The organism is Vicinamibacteria bacterium (assembly GCA_035620555.1).
Classification (GTDB): domain Bacteria; phylum Acidobacteriota; class Vicinamibacteria; order Marinacidobacterales; family SMYC01; genus DASPGQ01.
This window is the reverse complement of record DASPGQ010000717.1, coordinates 17594-37454: the sequence shown is the minus strand read 5'-3', so window position 1 is coordinate 37454 and position 19861 is coordinate 17594. Positions and strand designations below refer to the sequence as shown.

The following is a 19861-nucleotide window of genomic DNA, read 5'->3' as shown; positions in this document are numbered from 1 at the left end:
GCTGAGACGCCGGACTTCCGAGAGCCATCACCAGAGTCTCGAGAACGACGCGGCCGGGAAAGCTCGTCGATTTGAGCCTTCGGTCCGTGTCGGCCAGAGCCTGGACGGCGCGTTCGAGTGCTTCCCGGTCGTAGCGGCGCGCGCTCTCCGAGAGTCGCTTCGCCACGAACGGCGGGACCCCGAGAACGCCCGCTAAACCAGAAGCCCGTCCCCCCGACCCCTGGACTTCCTTGGTCACTCTCAACTGGCTTACCAGACGATCCACGAGAGCCAGGATGCGCAGCGGCGGCTCTCCCTCGGCGAGCAGACGACCGAGTTGCCGAAGCGCCTTGGCCGAATCCCGGCTCTCGAGCGCCTCGACGAACTTGAAGATGTTCTGCGCCTTGCCGCGACCGATCACGAACGCGACCGTCTCGAGATCGAGTTTGTCGCCCGCGGCGTAGAGGGAGAGCTTCTCCAGCTCGTTTACGAGCCTCCGAAGATCGGAGCCGAACTCGGAAGCGAGATACCGCACGACTGGTCGGACGAGAGAGAGCCCCTTGCCCTTCGCCTGTTCGGTCAGCCAATCCTCCAACTCTCCCGACGTGCGCGGCGCGTCGCAGGTGACGACGCTCGCTTTGCCCGCAATTTGCTTCCACGACTTCTTGCGCTGATCCGGTCTCTTTTCTAGATCGAGCACCAAAACCGAATGGGGAGAAGGGTCTTCCAGATATGCGGCAAGCTGCTCCGATTCGACTAGCCGGCTAGCACGTCTCACGACCACGCCACGACGGCCGCCGAGCAGCGGCAGGACGTTCGCCGAGTCCAGGATTCGTTCCACTCGAGCTTGCTGTCCGTCGAACCGATCCGAGTTGAACGGGGTGGGCTCACCGCCAACGGCAGCGGTCGCGAGCATGTCGACCGCGAGCTCGCGAAGAAGCTCCTGCTCGCCCATGACGAGATAGACGGGCTCGAGCTTCCCCGAGTCGAGATGCCGGCTGAGCTGGTGGTACGTTAGCCTCAAGGTCAGAATGCCTCGAGAATGCTGCTCACCAGGGATTTCGCAAACTCCTCCGCCAACCGCTCGAGGGTAAGACCTTCCTGATCGAAGAACTCCTCGGGATCTTCGCCGATCTCGAAATCGTCCCGGAACTGGAATCCGCCGCTCGACCAGATGACCTTGTCTTCGACCAGATCGCGGAACGCGACCTGAGCCCGCACCACCACGGTATAGGTCGAGGCCTGATTGCTTTGCGGATCTTCGGGATCCCCTCCTTCGAGCACGGACGGGACCGCGGTGAGACTCAGAACCGTTCCTTCCATCACCGCATCTGCACCCTCGATCTCTCCTTGTATCCGATAACGTCCGCGGGAGTTGAACTCCTCGACCACTTTTCGAGTGAACAACTCCTCGACCGCCACCCGATCGGTGTTGTTTGCGAAGGTCGGTACGGCGATGACCGATATGTAATCGGGCAGGTAGTTTCCCCTCCCGGCAAGGGAGTAACCGCACCCGAACCCCGTCATGATCCAAGCGACCGCTGCGACTGATAACAACAAACCTTTTCTCGTCATGGAGACACCACTACGTTCACGAGACGCCGAGGCACCACGATGACCCGGCGGAGCTCTTTGCCTTCGGTGAATTTCCTCACGTTCTCGTCCGCGAGCGCGAGCCGCTTCACTTCTTCCTCGCTTTCGTCGACCGAAACCTCGATACGACCTCGCAGCTTCCCGTTGACCTGGACCACGAACGTCGTCTTTTCCTCGGCGGCCACAACGGGGTCGAAGCGAGGCCAGCCCGCCGACCGGAGGCCGTTCGCGTTCCCGAGAGTCTCCCAGAGCTCTTCTGCCAGGTGGGGCGCGAAGGGGCTCAGAAGGAGGATAACCGCCTCGGTAGCCTCTCGCACGACCTTCCAGGTGTCGTCGCGTTGAGGACGGGGCTCGACCGCGCGATAGATCTCGTTCACGAGCTCCATGATCGCGGCGATGGCGGTATTCAGGTGGAACCGCTCTTCGATGTCGCGAGTGACTCTTTGAATCGTCTGGTGCGTCTTTCTTCTCAGCAATGACTCGGGCTCGTTCCAGCTCTCGTTGCCCTCGATCGGCGACGCCGAAGCCAGCGCATCGATCTCGTTGTCCACGAACCGCCAGATGCGCTGAACAAATCGCGCCGGTCCTTCGAGGCGTTGATCGGTCCAGTTGACTTCCTTCTCCGGCGGCGCCTCGAAGAGAACATAGAGTCTCAAAGTGTCGGCACCGTATCTGGCGACCACTTCGTCGGGCTCGACCACGTTTCCCTTGTTCTTGGACATCTTCGCCCCGTCCTTGATGACCATCCCCTGAGAGAGCTGAACGTCGACCGGCTCGGCGTCTGCGGTCAGACCCAGCTCCCGCATCATCTTCGTCCAGAAACGTGCGTAGATGAGATGAAGGATGGCGTGCTCGATGCCACCGATGTAGACGTCGATGGGGAACCAGTCCCGGGCCACCTCGGGGCGAAACGGTCCGTCCGAGTATCGAGGATCGGTGTAACGATAGAAGTACCAGGAGGAATCGACGAAAGTATCCATCGTATCCGTTTCACGGCGGGCCGGGCGGGCGCACCCGGGGCAGGTCGTTTCCAGGAAGCTCCGGTTGTCCCGCAGGACGGATTCCCCTTTGCCGGTGATGGTGACGTCCCGGGGCAGGAGCACCGGCAGGTCCGTCTCTCGCACCGGAAGGATCCCACATTCGTCGCAGTAAACCATCGGAATCGGTGTTCCCCAGTATCGCTGCCGCGAGATTCCCCAGTCCCGAATCTTGTAGGTGACCGCCGATTTTCCCAGTCCTTCCCGCTCGATCTTCGCGTTCATCGCCCGGATGGCATCGAGCGTCGGGAGTCCGGTGAACTCACCGGAGTCCACCAGGGTACCGTGATCGATGAATGCCTTCTCCATCGTCCGGGCGTCGAGGTCCGCGGACGGGGGCTGGATGACCGCTTTCATCGGGAGATCATGCGCGCGAGCGAAGGAAAAGTCCCGATCGTCGTGCGCCGGGACGGCCATGACCGCACCGGTCCCGTAATCCATCAGAACGTAGTTTGCCGCCCAGATGGGGATTCTCTCCCCGGTAAAGGGGTTCAACGCATCATGCCCGGTTGCGATTCCCGTCTGCTCGACCTCGCCGAGGCGCCGTTTCTCTTTGTCCTCGCGGATCGTTGTTTCGATGTAGGAGGCGAGGGCAGGGTTCGATGCCGCCAGACGAGAGGTCAAGGGGTGCTCGGGCGCCAGGACCAAGAACGTAGCCCCGTATACGGTATCGATTCTCGTCGTGAACACCCGGATGGATTCTCCGTCGTGGATCGGGTCGGCCAGGGCGAATTCGATCTCGCTGCCCTCGGAGCGCCCGATCCAGTTGCGTTGGAGTGTGAGGACCGTCGATGGCCAGCCCGACAGGCCTTCCATGTCCGCGAGCAGCTGTTCCGCGAATCGGGTAATCCTCAGGAACCATTGTTCGAGCTCTTTGTGAACGACCTGGGCGTCACACCGCCAGCAACGCCCATCGACGACTTGTTCGTTCGCGAGAACGGTCAGGTCGACCGGGCACCAGTTCACCGCCGCCTTCTTGCGAAACGCCAGCCCCTTTTTCCACATCTGGATGAAGAACCACTGGTTCCAGCGATAGTAATCAGGATCACAGGTCGCGATCTCACGATCCCAGGAATAGGAAAACCCCAACCGCTGCAGCTGCCGCTTCATATGGGCTATGTTCGCGCGGGTCCAGTCCTCGGGATGCGCGCCGTGCTTGAGTGCGGCATTTTCCGCGGGCAGCCCGAGCGCGTCCCAGCCAATGGGATGGAGCACGTTGAACCCCTTCGAACGTTTGAACCGTGCGATGGCGTCGCCGATTGAGTAGTTCCGCACGTGACCCATGTGAATCTTGCCCGATGGATAGGGGAGCATCTCGAGGCAGTAATACTTCGGACGCTCGTCCGTCTCGCTCGCTTCGAACTCGCCGGTCTCGAGCCACCGAGCCTGCCATTTGCGCTCGATCTCATCGAAGTCGTAGGGCCTACCCATGCGTTGTCTAGCCTCTTTTCAAGACGAGATCGGATACTAGCACACGCCTTTCCTCCTGGTGTCGCTTGCCGAGGACCGCTTCGTCTCTTTCGGGTGACGGTCCACGTCTCAGTGCGCGGGTAATTTGCGACTCAATTCCCTGCCCCGGCTCATGTTAAGGCTTTCACAGCATGTGGCATCACTCTTGCCTATTCTCTCGGTGAACTGAGGCTCGGGCCTTGACACCCTCGTTTCAGTCCCCTTGTAAACAGGGCCCGAACCTCAGGCGAGAGGAATGTTCGGCGTTCTAGAGTGACATGAGCTCGAAAAAGTCTTCTCCTGCTGAGGCAAGCGAAGATTCTCGTTTCGATGGTCGCGGGGACTGCCCCGGAACTTCCGGCACTGGCGGCGGCGAGTGTGCTCGGGAGCGCCGAGGCTTCCCCGGATCATCGGAAGGGCTCCCGGCATCCATTCCTAGCGACCTGCACGATGTCGGAAGTCCCGTCGCGGGGCGGTGGTCGGAGGATCACCGCCCTGTTTTCTAGCCGCAGTCGTCGGAGAGCAGCGAGACCCGGGAGACTTCCCGTTGCCGCAGAGCTCGATGGCCCGTTACGATCGTCGCGGTGAATATCGACCGTCAACGGCTTCTGCGCTGGTATCGTCGGCATCGCCGCCGGCTTCCGTGGCGCGAGCGACCCGAGCCCTATCGAGTCTGGGTCTCGGAGCTCATGCTCCAGCAGACGTCGGTCAAGACGGTGATTCCCTATTTCGAGCGATTCCTCGCCCGATTCCCGAACCTCGAAAGCCTCGCCGGGGCAACCGACCAGGAGGTGCTCGCGGAGTGGTCCGGACTGGGCTACTACGAGCGCGCGAGAGCCCTTCACCGGGCAGCCAAGATACTGGTAAGGAACGGAGGGGAGCTCCCCGATGATGTGGACGGATGGCAGGCATTGCCCGGGGTGGGACGCTATACCGCCGGAGCGATCGTCTCCATCGCTTTCGGCAAGAAGGCGCCCATTCTCGACGGCAATGTGGCGAGAGTGCTGTCACGATTCTTCGGCATCGCCGGCAACGTCCGGTCCGGCCCTGTCCGACGCGTTTTGTGGAAGCTGGCCGAGGATGTTCTGCCCGAACGTGGCGCCGGGGAGATCAACCAGGCGCTCATGGAGTTGGGCGCCCTGGTGTGCAAGAAATCCAACCCGGGTTGCCTCTCATGCCCGATTCGGGTGAGTTGCGTCGCGCTCCGTCACGGACGGGTGCGCGATCTTCCCGAGACCGGACCGCGCCCCGTTGCCATACGCGTCACCGCAGCCGCGGCACTCGTCCGAAGCGGCTCGAAGTATCTCCTGTTCCAGCGCGTCGACACTAGCCTCATGAGGGATCTCTGGGAGTTTCCAAACGGCGAGTGCTCTGCCGGAGAGAAACCGCGCGCTGCGATGGCGCGGGAGGCCCGCGAACGCTACGGCATCGACATCGAGGTTCGAGAGGAGGTCGCCCGGGTACGGCATGCGATCATGAACCGACGCATCATCTTGCACGCGTTCGCCGCCAGGCTGAGAGGCCGCCCCCCCACCAGACACCGTTGGGCCAGCGAATCCGAGCTCCAACGCCTGCCCGTGTCCTCCGTCGTGCGAAAGATATTCCGAGCGATCGACCCGGAGGGCAAGGGGAAAAACGAGTTGCGCCGCCGGTTCGCCCGGGGCTATTCTGACACCGGTGAGGCGAGTCAAGACGACGGGGAGCCCGTTGATGTGTCGTAAGTTCCAGGCGCAAAACCCCACGTGGTCCGGAGGGTCGTCCGATGACGCGTGTTCCGCTTGAAGAACGCTACGTCGATCTCGGGGTCAAGGCCATCGATGAGGATGACCTCGAAAAAGCGAAGAGGTACCTCGACCGTGCCATCACGTTGAACTCGAGCTCCTATCTCGCCTATTACAACCGGGGCGTGGTATACGACATGATGGACCGCCTCGAGGACGCGCTGGGCGACTACGAGCGCGCCATTGCGCTGCAGCCCAACCACCTCGCATCACAGCACAACCGCGCCGTCATTCTCCGGGAGCTCGGGCGCCCGGAGGAGGCCATCGCCGCGTTCGACGCCGTGCTCCGGTTCGAGCCCGACAGCGGTGACGTCCTGTACAACCGCGGCATAGCACTATCCGACATGGGCCGCTTCGAGGAGGCGCTCCGCAGTTACGAGCGCGCCATCGAGGCGGATCCGGACAAGCTCGATGCCCGGATCGCGCGAGGCAACGCTCTGCTCGAGCTCGGAGAGCTCGAAAGGGCCCTCGAGGTCGCAGACGAGCTCGTTTCTCTCGAGCCGAGCTCAACCGAAGTGCACGTTCTCAGAGGCATGGCTTGCTTCGATCTCGGGCGCTCCGCCGATGCGGTGAGTGAGTTCACCCAGGCTTTGGAAACGACACCCGACGACCACGGAGCTCTGCTCCATCGCGGCATCGTGCTGCAGAAGCTCCGACGGAGCGAGGAGGCCATTCGAGATCTGACTCATTCGCTCAAGAATCACCCCGATTGCGACGAGGCGTTCTACCACCTTGCGATCTGCCACGTGCAGCTCGGGAACCGCGAAGAGGCATTGGATGCGCTGCAGAAGGCTATCGACATCCATCCCACCCGTCGAGCCGATGCGCAGAAAGCAATCGAGTTCGAGCCGCTGCGGTCCGAGCCTCGGTTCAAGGCGGTCTTGTCCGGCAAGCGAAGGCGCGGTTGATACGATCGTTTCACCCGAAACCCGACCGGGAGTCCCCGCTCTCAGAAAGCGACGACCGAAACCTCGACTCGGCCACCGATCCCGAAGCGCTGATTAGGACCTGTCCCAACTGCTCCGCGCGCCTGGTGGAAAGCCGCTGTAAGCTTCTCTGCCCGCGTTGCCACTATTACCTGAGCTGCGCTGACTATTACTGAGCCGTTTCCGAGAGGAGCTCGAGGGCTAGCCGCTGATAGTATTCCACCGCCTCCTCCGCCTCTTTCTTGCCGATCCGCTCCTTCGAAGTATGGGCGTCGTGAATCGAGCCCGGTCCGATGAGAAAGGGCTTGCCGAACGCCTCGAGCGAAGGGATGTCCGTCCCGAAGGCTACCGGCGCGACCTCGAAACCCGGCCGCGTTTCGCAGGTGACGGCATCTCCGCCCGACACGACCTCGTAGCGAACCCCGGCGTGGCCGCGGAGTATGGCATCGAGCTTCGCCTGGACCTCGGATACGCGTCCCACGACGCGGACGAAGACGTCGGCGCCCGCTTCCGGAGCGAGCACGTTCGCGGCAAGGCCCCCCGAGATCGTCCCTACGTTCACCGTCGCCTCGCCGAGCCTGTCACTGTGCCCCCAGTCCGCACGCCGGATCTCGAGCAGCACGTCGATCAGTCGATCGATGGCCGAGTCGCCGAGGTGCGGATAGGCGGAGTGACAGGCCTTCCCCTCCACCGTGAGACGAAACTTGAATCCTCCCTTGTGGCCGCTCGCCATCCGGTTCTCTGTCGGTTCTCCCACCACCACGTAGCTCGTATCGACCTCGAGCGCGTTCGCGGCGAGGGCCCCGGCGCTATCGACTTCCTCGCCCACGACGAAGAGCAGTCCCACCTCCCCCGTTCCTTTCTTCCTCAGGCGTGAAACGGCGAAAACCATGGCGGCGAGGATCCCTTTGGCATCGCACGAGCCCCGACCGTAGACGTACGTCTCGTCCTCGGAGCTCGCGAAGAAAGGCGGAACGGTATCCAGGTGAGTACAAAAAATAATCTTTGGGCGCGCGGCAGGGTCTCGAGCGTATACGTTGAATCTTTCGGGAGCGACTTTCTGAAGCTCCACTTCGAATCCCCGTGACGACAGATCGCGCTCGAGCTCCCGCGCGAGCTGGCCCTCGTCCCCACTCACGGAAGGAATGTCCACTAGCCGCCGGATATAACGTACGAGCTCCGACATAACTATTTCTTTTCGCGGTCGGTCGAAGCGAGAATCACCGTCCGTCCCTCGGGGTCGGTCGTCGTGATGACGCGATCCCCCCAGGGCATCTCTTCAGGCGGCCCGAGGAAACCGACTCCCTTCGCCGAGAGAGCTCGATAGGCACGGTCGACGTCTTCGACGAGAAAATAGATGGCAGGCTCGCGGGGAAACGGCTGTTCTCGGCGCATCTCGGGATGCGGAGGCATGAACCCGAGACTCGAGGTCGAAGAGGTCCCCACGACGAGGTAGCTCAGTCCTTCGGTGTCGCGAACCTGCGTCTTCAGCTCGAGCATCTCGGCGTAGAACTTCCGCACCTGCTCCGGCTTGTAGGTGAGAAAGTCCATGTGGAGATTGCGGATCCCGAGCCCCGCTGGAGCTTTTTTCCTGGCTGCGGTTCGCCCGACGCTCTTGGTCGCTTTCTTCGTCGTGCGTTTTCTTTCCGCCCCCGTCGACCTCGCCCGTTTCTTCGCTTTGTGCCGCTTCTTTTTCGCCATCTCGTGTTTCTACGGTCGAACGCGATCGGAAGGCGCGCCTATTTTCCAATCACCCTGAGAGTGCTCAGGGCCGTGGCGGGACCTGCGATCGATCGGCCGCCACGGCTCGGGCTGCTTACGGCGCGGCAAGCGCGCCGGGCTCGCTCCGCTCGCGCAGGGTGGGCCGAGCTCCCCATCACCCTGCTACGAAGTCCTCAGGCAGGACCAATTCGAGCCGTGTACCTTCCGGACCTCGTCGATGACTTCCCGAACGGCACCGTTGGACACGATCGTCCGTGAGGCTTTCTCACCGGTCAGGACTCTCAGGACGGCCACGATCGACTTCTCCAGCGCGTCGAGGTCATAACCGCCCTCGAGAACGAATACCACTTTCCCCCCACAAGTCGCGCGGGCGAGGCGGACGATCTCCTCGCTCATGGCCGCGTAGCCTTCGCGGGAAAGCTTCATGCCTCCAAGAGGGTCGTCGCGATGGGCATCGAAACCCGCGGAGACGAGCACGAGCTCGGGCGCGAACTCGATTCCCACCGGAACGACGATGTCGCGAAAAACGCTCAGGTAATCAGCGTCCCCCGATCCTGCCGCGAGCGGAACGTTGAGAGTAAAGCCGTCACCCTCGTCCTTACCGGTCTCGCTGACGGCCCCGGTTCCGGGGTAGTGCGGGGACTGATGGATGGACGCGTAGAGCACCTCGGGGGAGGTGTAGAAGGCTTTCTGAGTTCCGTTGCCATGGTGCACGTCGAAGTCGATGATGAGAACGCGTTTCGCCAGATAGCGTTGCTGGGCATATTTCGCACCGACCGCGACGTTGTTGAAGAAACAGAATCCCATCGCCTTGTCGGGCTTGGCATGATGTCCGGGCGGACGGGAGAAGGCGAAAGCGTTATCGAGCCGCCCCTCCATGACACCTTCTACTGCGGTGAGAACCGCACCTGCGGACAAATGAGCCAGCTCGGCCGTTTGACGCGAAGCCACCGTATCCTCGTCGAGGAAGGAACGGTCATGGGCCTGGGTCGCCATGACCTCGTCGTAGAGCCGCTCCCAATGGATGAGAAGGATGTGCTCTTTCTCCGCCGGTCGCGGAGCGACGCGAATGAGTCTCCCGGCAATCTCGGGTGTCGCCAGGGCTCGCGACACCGCATCCATTCGGGCGGAAGATTCGGGGTGTCCCTTGCCCGGGTCGTGCTTCTTGAAATCCTCGGTGAAAACGACACCGGTTGACATGCTAGCGCTCGCCTCCCGCCCCGCTCAGTTTGCCTCCGCGTACCGTTTGAACACCAGAGCGGCATTCGTCCCGCCGAAACCGAACGAGTTCGTGAGCGCGTACTCGACCGAGGCATCACGCGCCGCATTGGGAACGTAGTCCAGGTCCAACTGCGGGTCCGGTGTTTCGTAGTTTATCGTGGGCGGGAGCTTCTGATCCCTGAGGGCGAGAACCGTAATGCCCGCTTCCAGCCCACCCGCACCCCCGAGCAAATGTCCGGTCATGGATTTGGTGGAGCTCACGCACAAATGACGGGCGCGCGCTCCGAAGACTTCTTTGATGGCGAGGGTCTCGGTTCGGTCGTTGTACTGCGTCGAAGTACCGTGGGCATTTATATAGTCGATTCGGTCCGGCTCGATTCTCGCATCCCGAATTGCCAGCCTCATGACCCTCTTCGCCCCGTCTCCATCCTCCGACGGCGTGGTGATGTGGAACGCGTCACTGCTCATTCCGTAGCCCACGAGCTCGGCCTGAATCTTCGCCCCTCGCGCCTTGGCGAGCTCGAGCTCCTCGAGCACCAGGACCCCGGCGCCCTCACCGACGACGAATCCGTCGCGGTTCAAATCGAAAGGTCGCGAAGCGCGCTCGGGCTCGTCGTTTCGGGTCGAGAGCGCCCTCATGGCAGCGAAACCTCCGACACCCATCGGCGTGATCGCGGCCTCGGAGCCTCCGGCGATCATCGCGTCGGCATCGCCCCGCTGAATGATCTTCATCGCGTCGCCAATCGCGTGGGCGCTTGCGGAGCAGGCGGTAGCCGTTGCCGAGTTCGGACCCTTGGCACCGAAGCGAATCGATACATGGCCGGCGGCAAGGTTGATTATCGTGGCAGGAATAAAGAAAGGAGAGATTCTCCGCGGGCCGGATTCCAGCAGAACGCTATGCTCGCGCTCGATCGTCGCGAAACCGCCGATACCCGAGCTGATGACGACACCGACTCGATCCGCCAGGCCGGGAGTGATCTCGAGCTTCGAGTTCGCCATGGCAAAGGCCGAGGCGGCCATGGCGAACTGGATGAAGACATCCATCTTCTTGACGTCTTTCTTGTCGATGAACTCAAGCGGATCGAATCCCTTCACCTCTCCGGCGATCCGGACGGTGAAGTCGGAAGTATCGAATCGCGTGATCGGAGCGATGCCGGAACGCCCGGCGAGAAGAGCTCTCCAGGTCTCCTCGGTGCCGATTCCCAGCGCGGACACGAGCCCCACGCCAGTGACGACGACCCGGCGTTCCGGCCGACTATTCACGATGCGACCTCGCCCACGCTTACTTGCTGTGCTCCTCGATATAGGACACGGCTTCCTTTACGCGGGTGATCTTCTCCGCGTCCTCGTCGGGAATCTCGATCCCGAACGCCTCCTCGAGCGCCATCACCAGCTCGACTTGATCGAGGGAGTCGGCTCCCAAATCGTCCACGAAGGATGCGTCCTGGGTGACTTGATCTTCGTCGACGCCCAGTTGATCCACGATGATTCCTTTGACTTTGTCGGCAACGCTACTCATTGACATCCCTCCTACATGTACAAACCGCCGTTAACCTGCAGCACTTGACCGGTGATGTAGCCCGCCGCCCGCGATGCGAGAAAAACCACCGCCTCGGCCACTTCGTCGGGACGGCCAATCCGCGCCATGGGAATGGTCGCCGCGAGGGCTTCTTTGGAGCCAGCGGGCAGGTCACGAGTCATGTCGGTGTCGATATAACCGGGAGCTACCGCGTTCACGGTAATCTGCCGAGTGGCGACTTCCCGAGCGAGGGCTTTGGTGAATCCGATTATCGCGGCCTTCGATGCGGCGTAGTTCACTTGACCCGTGTTACCCATGAGACCCACGACCGAGCTCATATTGATGATCCGCCCGGAACGCTGGCGAATCATAGGTCGCAACACCGCCTGGCTGCAATAGTAGAGACCGTCCACGTTGGTGGCGATCACCGCTTCCCAATCCTCGGGTTTGAGCCGCAGCAGGAGGTTGTCGCGCGTGATACCGGCGTTGTTGACCAGGATGTCGATACGTCCGTGCTCTTGAACGAGCTCCTTTACCTTCGCATCGACGGCGAGGCGATCGGCCACGTCCATGGCGATTCCAACGATCGCGCGCGAGCCGGTCTCGTCGATCAGCCGAAGCGCCGTCTCCCGAGCCCGTCCTCCGTCGCGCCCGGTCAATACGACGCGAACTCCTCGGGAGGCGAGAGCGGTGGCCACCGCCCTCCCGATGCCGCGAGAGCCTCCGGTCACCAGTGCTACCTGCCCATCCCACTCAGACAAGCTCCACCTCGCGGACGAAACCGTCGACGTCCTCGGGTTTCGACACCGACAGGACCCTGGCGCCCGGCACGATTTTACGAGCGAGACCCGAGAGCACCTTTCCCGGCCCGACTTCGACGAAGGCGGTGACCCCCGCCGCCGCCATCGCTCGAACGCTCTCCTCCCAGCGAACCGGTGAAGCGACCTGGCGAATCAGAGCCTCCCGAGCTTCGTCGGCGCCAGTGATGGGCCGCGCGTCCACGTTGGTGAACAGCGGGACACGGAGCGCCGAGAACGTCACCTCCTCCAGATCCTGCCGCAAGGCTGCCGCCGCCGGTTCCATCAGGCGGCAGTGGAACGGGGCGCTCACGGGCAGGGGTACCGCTCTCTTCCCCTTCGCTCTCGCAAGCTCACTGGCTCGTTCGACGGCGTCACGGTGTCCGGCGATGACGATCTGGCCGGCTCCGTTGAAATTCGCCGCCTCGACGATCCGACCATTGGATGCCTCGGCGCACAGCGCGTCGATTTCGGCAGGGGTGACTCCCAAGACCGCGGCCATCGCCCCTTCCCCGACGGGGACGGCCTGTTGCATGTAACGTCCCCGTTTCCTCACGAGGACGACGGCATCCTCGAACGCCAGGGCACCGGCGGCAACCAGTGCCGAGTACTCTCCCAGGCTGTGTCCCGCGACGCAGTAGGGACGAGAAGACTGCTTCCGGAGCACGGCGTCGAGCGCGCTGCTTACGGTCAAGATTGCCGGCTGGGTGTTTTCCGTCTGCCGCAATGACTCTTCTGGCCCGTCGAAGCAAAGCTTTGATAGCGCGAATCCGAGCGCCGCGTCGGCGGCATCGAACACAGCGCGGGCCTCGTCGAAGGCCGCAGCCGCTTCCGCTCCCATGCCGGGATGCTGTGAGCCCTGGCCGGGAAACAGAAAAGCTACTCTACCTCTGCCTTGTCCGCTCGGCACGTTCTTCCTTCTCGAGGCGAAAAGCGGCCTCGAGATTTCCAACTCTAGCCGCCTTCGCCAAGGCTACGGCGACCCATGCGGATGAGAGTCGTTCAGACTTCCTTCACTTCAACGACCTGGGAACCTTTGTAGAATCCACAGCTCGGACAGACACGGTGAGGAAGTTTGGGCTGGTGACAATTGGGACACTCGGACAGGGATGCTGCACCGAGAGCATCGTGCGCGCGTCGTTTTCCACGGCGGGCCCGCGAGTGCCGTCGTTTGGGATTGGGCATAAGCTCCTCGTTTGCAGTGAGATCAGGACCCCAAGAGGGACTTGAGCGCATCCCACCTCGGATCCATGGATTGCGTGCCGCAACCGCACGCCATCTCGTTACGGTTGGTGCCACACTCGGGACAGAGTCCCAGGCACTCGGGTCGACAAAGGGGCTTCATCGGAAGCGACAAGACGATCTGCTCCAACATCATGTGAGTGAGATCGATTCGGTCATCCCGGTAGAATCCGACCGTCATTTCGTCGGCGCCGAGAGCATGACCTTCGTCGTCATCCTCTTCTACTTCCCGTGCCACGTTCGCCGAGCTCGGCAAGTACATGAGATCGAGCGGCTCCGACAGAGCGATGCGGAATCGATCCAGGCATCGAACGCAAACGACCTCGAGTTTCGCCGTGAGGAGGCCTTTGAGGCGAAACGCCCGCTCCTGGGGCTCGCCCGTAGGAAAGACGCGAGCCGCGATCGCGACGTCCGAGGAGAGCTCGAACGCATCGTCGAGGACTCCGAATTGAGTCGCCGCGATCGTACGGTCTACCGCCTGCCCCTCAAGGGGCACGTTTTGAAGGTCAAGGTACATTGTCGCCCCTGCTGTGGCGGGATTATAGCACGCCGGCACCGCCGGTCAACGCGGAGCGAGGATCGGATCTAGCCTTCCCTCTCCTCGGCCTGCTCCACCGCAGCCTCCACGTTCATATAGTTTCCGAATTGACGACTTCCGCTGATGGTGGAAACGGCGTGCTTGAAAAGCATCTGATCCACGCCGTTGGCTTCGAGAATGATGGCGAAGCGATCGAAGTTCTTGATGCGTCCGGTAAGCTTGGCCCCGTTGACGAGGTACACGGTCACGGGCACGCGCTCGCGACGAGCGTGATTCAGGAAGCTGTCCTGCACATTAGGGGGCTGTTTCTGCATCGTCTTTCTCCATACCCGGAAGCACCTCTCGTGAAAGCTCCCGCCTCAGATGCCACAACACCGTGCTTCGAACCGAAGGCTCGTCGCCCAGGCCATCGAACCACGTCACACCAGTCTCCTTGCGGAACCAAGTGAGCTGTCGCTTCGCGTACTGGATCGTCGCCTTCTCGGTCATGGACCGCGCACGGTCCCAATCGATTCGACCCGCCATTGCCGCGAGACACTCGCGATAGCCGATCGCTTTGAAGGCTGGCAGCGCCATGCCATATCGCGCGACCAACCCTCGGACTTCATCGGCCAATCCGCCCGCGTACATGGACTCGACGCGCTCAGCGATCCTCAGAGCGAGCGCGGCTCGCTCCGGCCGCAGGCCGACAAGTATATCGCGGAAACCCGAAAGAGGGCGCCGCCGTTCCGTCATCATGGAGCTCATCGGACGACCGCTGGAAAGATAAACCTCGATAGCGCGAACGAGGCGTACGGAATCGTTCGGATGGATGCGGGCCGCAGAGGGCGGGTCCCAGCGAGCCAGCATTCGGTGAAGCTTGCCCCGGCGTTTCCTCTCGATGCCCCAGAGCCTCGCCCTGAGCGTCGGCTCCCGAGACGGACCTTCGAACAATCCATATCGGAGAGCGCGAAGATAGAGTCCCGTACCTCCGACCACGATCGGAAGATTCCCCCGGTTCCGTATCTGCTGGATGCACTCGGTCGCGATCGAGACATAGCGCGCCGCCGAGAACTCGTCCGAAGGCGATGCCACGTCGAGCAGATGATGGGGCACCTCCCCTCTCGCCTGCTGGGGCAGCTTCGCCGTGCCTACGTCGAGGCCTCGATAGACCTGGAGCGCGTCGCATCCCACGATCTCCCCGCCAAGGGCACGCGATAGCTCGACGGCGAGATCGCTCTTCCCCGACCCCGTGGGACCGACGATGGCAACCAGGGCGTCGGTCCGGTGCCTCGACCTCAAGCGACGATCCACCGAAGGAGGAATATTCCCAGAATGATGGCTCCGGTCACCACCGCCCCCACGAGCTCCGTCCTCGTGAAATGAAGGCTGGTCGGTCTCCTCATACAGCGTCTTGCAACTTTCGAAACAGCTGGATGAGCTCCGTCTCGTGACTGGCTCCGAGAGTACGCTTGACGGCGAGCAATTCGGCGTACAGGAGCTCGTTCAGAGAAGCGATCAGCTGATCGCGGCGCTGTGGCTCGGAGATACGTTTCAAATTCTGCTCGATCTGGCCCGCCTCGAGAGAGCCGTCCGGCCTCAAGCGCACCCGTTCGAAGAGCGTTCCCGGATGCTCCTTCAGGTCTTTCAGATACTTCTCCAGAATGATCTCGGCGATGGGGCCGACTTCGTCCGCCATCCGTCGAAAGAGCTGCCGAAACATATCGTTGTAGAGCTCGACGACCGAACGGTAATCGGCAACGTCGTCCAAGGTCTTCTCCAGGGGCGCCTGCCTCGGTCCCAGCGATCGCAACGTCGCGACCGCCAGCAGCGTATGGAGAGCCTTTCTCGTTTCCGACTCTCCGATCTCGCTCTCCTGACAGATCTCGGCGATGGTTCGCTTTCCATTCGCGAGGCTCACGACATGGCGCTCCTGAGGCTCGAGCTCTACCGGGAACGGCTTCTCGGTGCGCGCGATCACGGAGTCCAAGGAAATGAAGTGCTTCCGGATGGCTCCACTACTCTTCGAGCGGCGTATCCCCTGAACGACGAGCTCTCCCGGGGCCAGCTCAAAGGTGATCTTCTCCCGCCGAGGAAGGTCGTCCTCCTCGAACTGAAAGTACCCATCCTCCCAGTCGAAAATGCTCCAGACGATTTCTTTGATCTGCTGCTCGATGGCCCACCAGAGATCTCGGGGCTGGAGCAACCCGCTCTCCACCAGCGCCTTGCCGATGCGCTGCCCGCCGCGGATGAGCTGCGACAGTCGCAGGTAATTCTCGGTGGAGATCTTCCCTCCGCGAAGCAATATCTCGCCAAGACGGTCCTGGGTGGAGCTCGAGGTGGCGAACACGATTTTCCCGTCGAGAAAGTAAATCGACTTCCTGACTCCCGAGTTGAGAAGAGAGAGCACTCCCGTCCGAGCCGGCTCCTCGAGAAGGGCCATCACCGAAGGCAGCCCCACGTCGGAGAGGCGACCTCTCAAACCTCCCTCCGCCGTGGGATTCGAGGCACTCAAGGTGTTGGACGTACTCATTGGAACGGGTTGGGGTGGTAAAGCACATGCTACGGGGGGCGTCCTCCCTTGTCAACACGAAGCTCGGTCCCGGCGTAGTAATGCGCGAGGATCTCAGCGTGATGGTATCCCGCGCCTGCCATGCCGTAAGCACCCACCTGGCACAATCCCACCCCATGACCCCAGCCTCGACCGGTGAACACCCACCCGCGGACCGTCCCATCGGGAGAAAGCTGGGAATCGAGAAAGAAGAGGTTTTCCCGCAAGCCGAGCGCGCGCCGAATCGAAAGACCTCTCACCGTCGCGCTCGCAACCCGCCCGACGATCTCGAGCTCCGCAATCCGTCCCGAGAGGCCGTAGCGCTGAGGCTTGAGCTCGATGACCTCCCCGACTCGATGTCGTGCGTTGACGTCACGCGTGAGCTCTTCGCTCGATTTCCTCACGACCCAGTGAGAGAAGCGCGAGCTTCGATCGAAGCTCGCCCCGTCTGAGCCCACGACCAGCACGTCGATGCCCTTCGTTCCCTGGTGAAACCATATCGGATCGTTGGGAAGAAGCACGACCGAAGGCTCGTAGAACGTTGCCTCCCCCACCCGGCGATAGAGGTAGGTCTCGGGGCCGATTGCGACGGTTCGAGGGCCCTCTTCGTGCTCACCCTTGAGTACGATCGCCTCTCGCGTGGCGCTCTCGATCGAGGCCGGCCTCAGCGGAGCCTCTCCGCGGGCAACGATCAGGCGATGGAGGGTCGCGAGAACCTCGTCTCTTGTGAGGGTCTGTCCCGCAACGATTCCCGCCGGCGGAGGGCGAACGAGCCCCTCGCGAATCGAGTACGCGAGGTGGCGGCGCTCGCTCTCCGAAAGGGACGGGACACCAACCACTTTCTCCGCCTCGAGCGATGACATCACAAACGACGTTCGTCCTTCCCAGCAGAGTCCTTCGGCTAACGTGCTGGCAAGGGCGATGATATCGACGGCGCCATCCGAGGGATTCGCCTCGAGACAGTGGCTCTGTCCCAGATACGCGAGGGTCCTTTCGACGAGGCGATGGAGCCCAGAGCCGGTGAGAGACTCGGAGCCGTCGTCGATTCCGAGAACGCGAAGGAGGGCGGTCTCGACGGGGAGAGGACCTGGATTCCGCGCGACGAGCTCGGAGGGCCGCCTCTCGAGCGCGCAGGCGCGGCTCACGAGATAGGGTGCGGAGGTGGTGAAGACATTCTCCGAGGCCTCGGTCCTCCCTCCGCAGGTCGAGGTGTAGAGGGCGTCGATCGGCTCACCGTCGTATGTAAGGAATTCTCCTTCCGTTTCCATCACCGCCTCGTCGCTGAGGGGGTGCTCGACGGAGACGCCCTGATAGACCTGACAGGCCGGAGTCGCGCAGATGTCGTACCCCTCACCCGCGTACTCTCCCCTTCGCTTCAAAGCATAGGTTCTGGCGGCGACCGCCTGGGCCTTGAGGGCCTCCTTCTCGGCGAACACCGTTGGGGACAGCTCGGCGGGTACGACGCCTCGAAGATAATCCTCCAGGTTGACGACGTTCACGATCGTCAGCGAAAGCGAGGCGTTGACGCGAATCTCGAGATAACCCCGATAGGGCGCGCCGTCGATTTCCAGGAACCCCCCGTTGGCCCCGGGAAAGACTTCGAGCTCGAGCGAGTCGGTTCGGAAAGGCTCCCGGCCCATCGCGCGCAACGAAAGCCCCCGAGGCCGTTCGTCTCCCCCGCCCTCACGAACCACCCGGGTCGATTCGAATCCTCTGCGCTCGAGCTCGGTCCGCCTCGACTCGGCTCCGGATTCAGTCGAGAAGCTCCCCACGCTGAGAGTGAACCGTCCGCTTCCCGACTCGCGACCGAGGATCATCTCTTCTCCGATCTCGTCACCGAGTCGGGCTCGATAGTCGACCGCACTGCGCTCGTCGGGAAAGCTCGCGACCACCACCCGGTACGTCCTCCCAACGCCAGACTGGCCTCTCTCGGGCTCCACGATCACCTCCGCCGTGTCCAGGAGCATCCCCGGGGCTCGTACGTGAAATGGACTCGACGAGGTGAGCCTTACGAGCTCGGCGCGGGTCGAAAGTCCGACTCGCAGTCGGGGTGCCGGCGCGAAGCCGAGATCGGCGGTCGTCGGTTCAACCGATGGGCCACCAGGCGCCCCGGTCCTGCCGCCGCAGGAACCGGCGAGGAGTGCGATGAGAACGAGAGCCCTATTATTCGCACACGTGCTCACATCTCATCCCCTCGAAGGAGCCCGATGCGGACGATTATCCAAAAAGGTCGTATGGCCGCTCGTTGTACCAGAAGACGAGGATGATGTCGAAGGTCTGGTCCGGGTAGTCGGACGGCAACGGCAAGAGGTTGGCCGCTCGAATGGCGCCCACGGACGCGTTGTCGAAGCTCGCCGTTCCCGACGGCACTAAGACCCTCAGAACCAACAGGTTTCCTCCGCGGTCGACGGTGATACCGACCGCGACGTGGCCGTGCTGAAACGCGATCGAGTAGGGAATGAACCAGTTTCGCCGGACTTCCGCCAACAATCGAGCGATCCAGGGCACGAAGTTGGCGCCCATGTCGTTGTAATAGAGCGTGTTGCCGGTATTGGCCACGAGGCCGCCCTCGGGATTGTGAAACTGAGCCCCGGCGAGAAAACGGCGGATGTCCGTCCATCGGCCATTCTCCCCCCCTTGACCGAGGTCGGGTGAGCGTTGTGGCGTCGGGGGCGGCACGTCGGCCCGGGGACGCTGGCGCTCCTTCAGGTCGGGCTGTCCAAAGAGCAGCGCCGAGAGCTCGCTCGCATCGATCCGCCGATCGGCCTCGGTCCCGTTGTTGCCGTTGTCCTCGCCCGCCGAGGCGTCCGCGAAGGTCTCATCCTGACCCGATTCCGGCGTCAGCTGCGCTTCTACTTCCACAGGATCCTCGGGAACACCTTCCTCACCCGGCTCCTTGACTTCCTCCTTGGTGTAGAACTCGTCAGTGTTTCCTTCGGAGAAAGGCAGGTCGTTCATGAATTCCTGCTGGCGGTCCGGCGCCGGCAGGAGCGCCTTGGGAATGAGCAGGCGGTTGTCCGCAACCTGCGGTGGCTCCGCTGGCTGCTGTTCCGCCTCGGCGGGATCGGCGGGAACCACCGGGACGGCTACCACCTCCGGTTGAGGCTCATCGAAGAACATCACGAGGGGTGAACGTTCTGGCTCCATCGCCGGATCGACGGCCTCCTCGGATCGGAGGAAGTCGAGGTTCGGCTCGACGAACAGAAAGAGGAGAAGCGCAACATGTAGCGCTGCCGACAGACCGGCGCCAAAGCGCGGGTTGCCCGTCAGGGGCTCGCGATCCTCGCCTCCGTGCTCCAGGAACTCGGCGGCCTCCTCCGGGCGTTCCAGCCATGCGGAGAAGAAGAAATCCTGGGAGCTGTCGGGGGGAACGAGCGACTCGAAACCGCTGGCTCCCTTAGCGATCAGAACGGGCGGTCTCTTGCGCCGTTTCGGGGGGAGGGGCTGCCCGCGCCGTTTCAGCTTCTTGCGGCCCGTTCCACGATGCATTCCGGAGAAAGTGTTTCTGGCCCTCCGCCACGAAACCA

Annotated in this window: 19 protein-coding genes; 2 read left to right on the top strand and 17 right to left on the bottom strand. The window is 62.5% G+C overall.

The features are described from left to right. The 3 genes from holA to leuS form a co-directional block, all read right to left on the bottom strand. The coding region (holA, locus tag VEK15_29000; GenBank protein HXV64772.1) for a DNA polymerase III subunit delta at positions 1-1003 on the bottom strand (1003 nt) is incomplete at its 3' end. Positions 1004-1005: 2 nt separating this feature from the next. After that, entirely contained in the window at positions 1006-1554 is a 549-nt protein-coding gene (locus tag VEK15_28995; protein ID HXV64771.1) for an LptE family protein, read from the bottom strand. Next, a complete protein-coding gene (gene leuS / locus VEK15_28990; GenBank protein HXV64770.1) occupies positions 1551-4040 on the bottom strand; it encodes a leucine--tRNA ligase in 2490 nt (829 codons plus the stop codon). The genes VEK15_28995 and leuS overlap by 4 nt, the downstream gene beginning before the upstream one ends. A 602-nt stretch (positions 4041-4642) precedes the next feature. On the opposite strand from leuS, the gene mutY reads away from it, so the two are divergent. Together mutY and VEK15_28980 are read left to right on the top strand one after the other, a co-directional pair. Beyond that, a complete protein-coding gene (mutY, locus tag VEK15_28985; protein ID HXV64769.1) occupies positions 4643-5779 on the top strand; it encodes an A/G-specific adenine glycosylase in 1137 nt (378 codons plus the stop codon). 41 nt (positions 5780-5820) lie between these two features. Beyond that, entirely contained in the window at positions 5821-6747 is a 927-nt protein-coding gene (locus VEK15_28980) for a tetratricopeptide repeat protein (protein ID HXV64768.1), read from the top strand. A 187-nt stretch (positions 6748-6934) separates the two neighbouring features. On the opposite strand, the gene VEK15_28975 is transcribed toward VEK15_28980, so the two are convergent. From VEK15_28975 to VEK15_28910, 14 genes are all read right to left on the bottom strand, one after another. Next, positions 6935-7951, bottom strand: coding sequence for a M20/M25/M40 family metallo-hydrolase (locus VEK15_28975; GenBank protein ID HXV64767.1), 1017 nt, complete (start codon positions 7949-7951; stop codon positions 6935-6937). Between the two features lie 2 nt (positions 7952-7953). Next, positions 7954-8466: a VOC family protein gene (locus VEK15_28970; GenBank protein HXV64766.1), complete on the bottom strand. Its 513-nt coding sequence runs from the start codon at positions 8464-8466 to the stop codon at positions 7954-7956. A 183-nt stretch (positions 8467-8649) separates the two neighbouring features. Continuing rightward, complete coding sequence (locus VEK15_28965; protein HXV64765.1) at positions 8650-9687, bottom strand: histone deacetylase; 1038 nt, start codon at positions 9685-9687, stop codon at positions 8650-8652. A gap of 24 nt (positions 9688-9711) precedes the next feature. Next, positions 9712-10971 (bottom strand): beta-ketoacyl-ACP synthase II, encoded by a 1260-nt coding sequence (fabF, locus tag VEK15_28960; GenBank protein HXV64764.1) that lies wholly within the window; start codon positions 10969-10971, stop codon positions 9712-9714. A gap of 19 nt (positions 10972-10990) precedes the next feature. Next, entirely contained in the window at positions 10991-11227 is a 237-nt protein-coding gene (locus VEK15_28955) for an acyl carrier protein (GenBank protein HXV64763.1), read from the bottom strand. 11 nt (positions 11228-11238) lie between these two features. Beyond that, positions 11239-11988 carry a 3-oxoacyl-[acyl-carrier-protein] reductase gene (gene fabG, locus VEK15_28950; GenBank protein ID HXV64762.1) on the bottom strand — a complete coding sequence of 250 codons (750 nt, stop codon included), beginning with the start codon at positions 11986-11988 and terminating at the stop codon, positions 11239-11241. Next, positions 11981-12934, bottom strand: a complete 954-nt coding sequence (gene fabD, locus VEK15_28945) for an ACP S-malonyltransferase (protein HXV64761.1) — start codon at positions 12932-12934, stop codon at positions 11981-11983. The genes fabG and fabD overlap by 8 nt, the downstream gene beginning before the upstream one ends. Before the next feature lie 92 nt (positions 12935-13026). Continuing rightward, positions 13027-13209, bottom strand: coding sequence for a 50S ribosomal protein L32 (gene rpmF / locus VEK15_28940; protein HXV64760.1), 183 nt, complete (start codon positions 13207-13209; stop codon positions 13027-13029). A 22-nt stretch (positions 13210-13231) separates the two neighbouring features. Beyond that, a complete protein-coding gene (locus tag VEK15_28935) occupies positions 13232-13783 on the bottom strand; it encodes a DUF177 domain-containing protein (GenBank protein HXV64759.1) in 552 nt (183 codons plus the stop codon). A gap of 68 nt (positions 13784-13851) precedes the next feature. Then, entirely contained in the window at positions 13852-14118 is a 267-nt protein-coding gene (gene hfq / locus VEK15_28930) for an RNA chaperone Hfq (GenBank protein ID HXV64758.1), read from the bottom strand. Next, positions 14099-15097 (bottom strand): tRNA (adenosine(37)-N6)-dimethylallyltransferase MiaA, encoded by a 999-nt coding sequence (gene miaA, locus VEK15_28925; GenBank protein ID HXV64757.1) that lies wholly within the window; start codon positions 15095-15097, stop codon positions 14099-14101. Before miaA ends, hfq begins: the two co-directional genes overlap by 20 nt. 88 nt (positions 15098-15185) lie before the next feature. After that, positions 15186-16316 (bottom strand): DUF4388 domain-containing protein, encoded by a 1131-nt coding sequence (locus VEK15_28920; protein ID HXV64756.1) that lies wholly within the window; start codon positions 16314-16316, stop codon positions 15186-15188. A 29-nt stretch (positions 16317-16345) separates the two neighbouring features. Then, positions 16346-18301, bottom strand: coding sequence for a SpoIID/LytB domain-containing protein (locus VEK15_28915; GenBank protein ID HXV64755.1), 1956 nt, complete (start codon positions 18299-18301; stop codon positions 16346-16348). Between the two features lie 250 nt (positions 18302-18551). Further along, on the bottom strand, positions 18552-19823 hold the full coding sequence (locus VEK15_28910) for a TonB family protein (protein HXV64754.1): 1272 nt from the start codon (positions 19821-19823) through the stop codon (positions 18552-18554). Positions 19824-19861 lie beyond the last annotated feature (38 nt).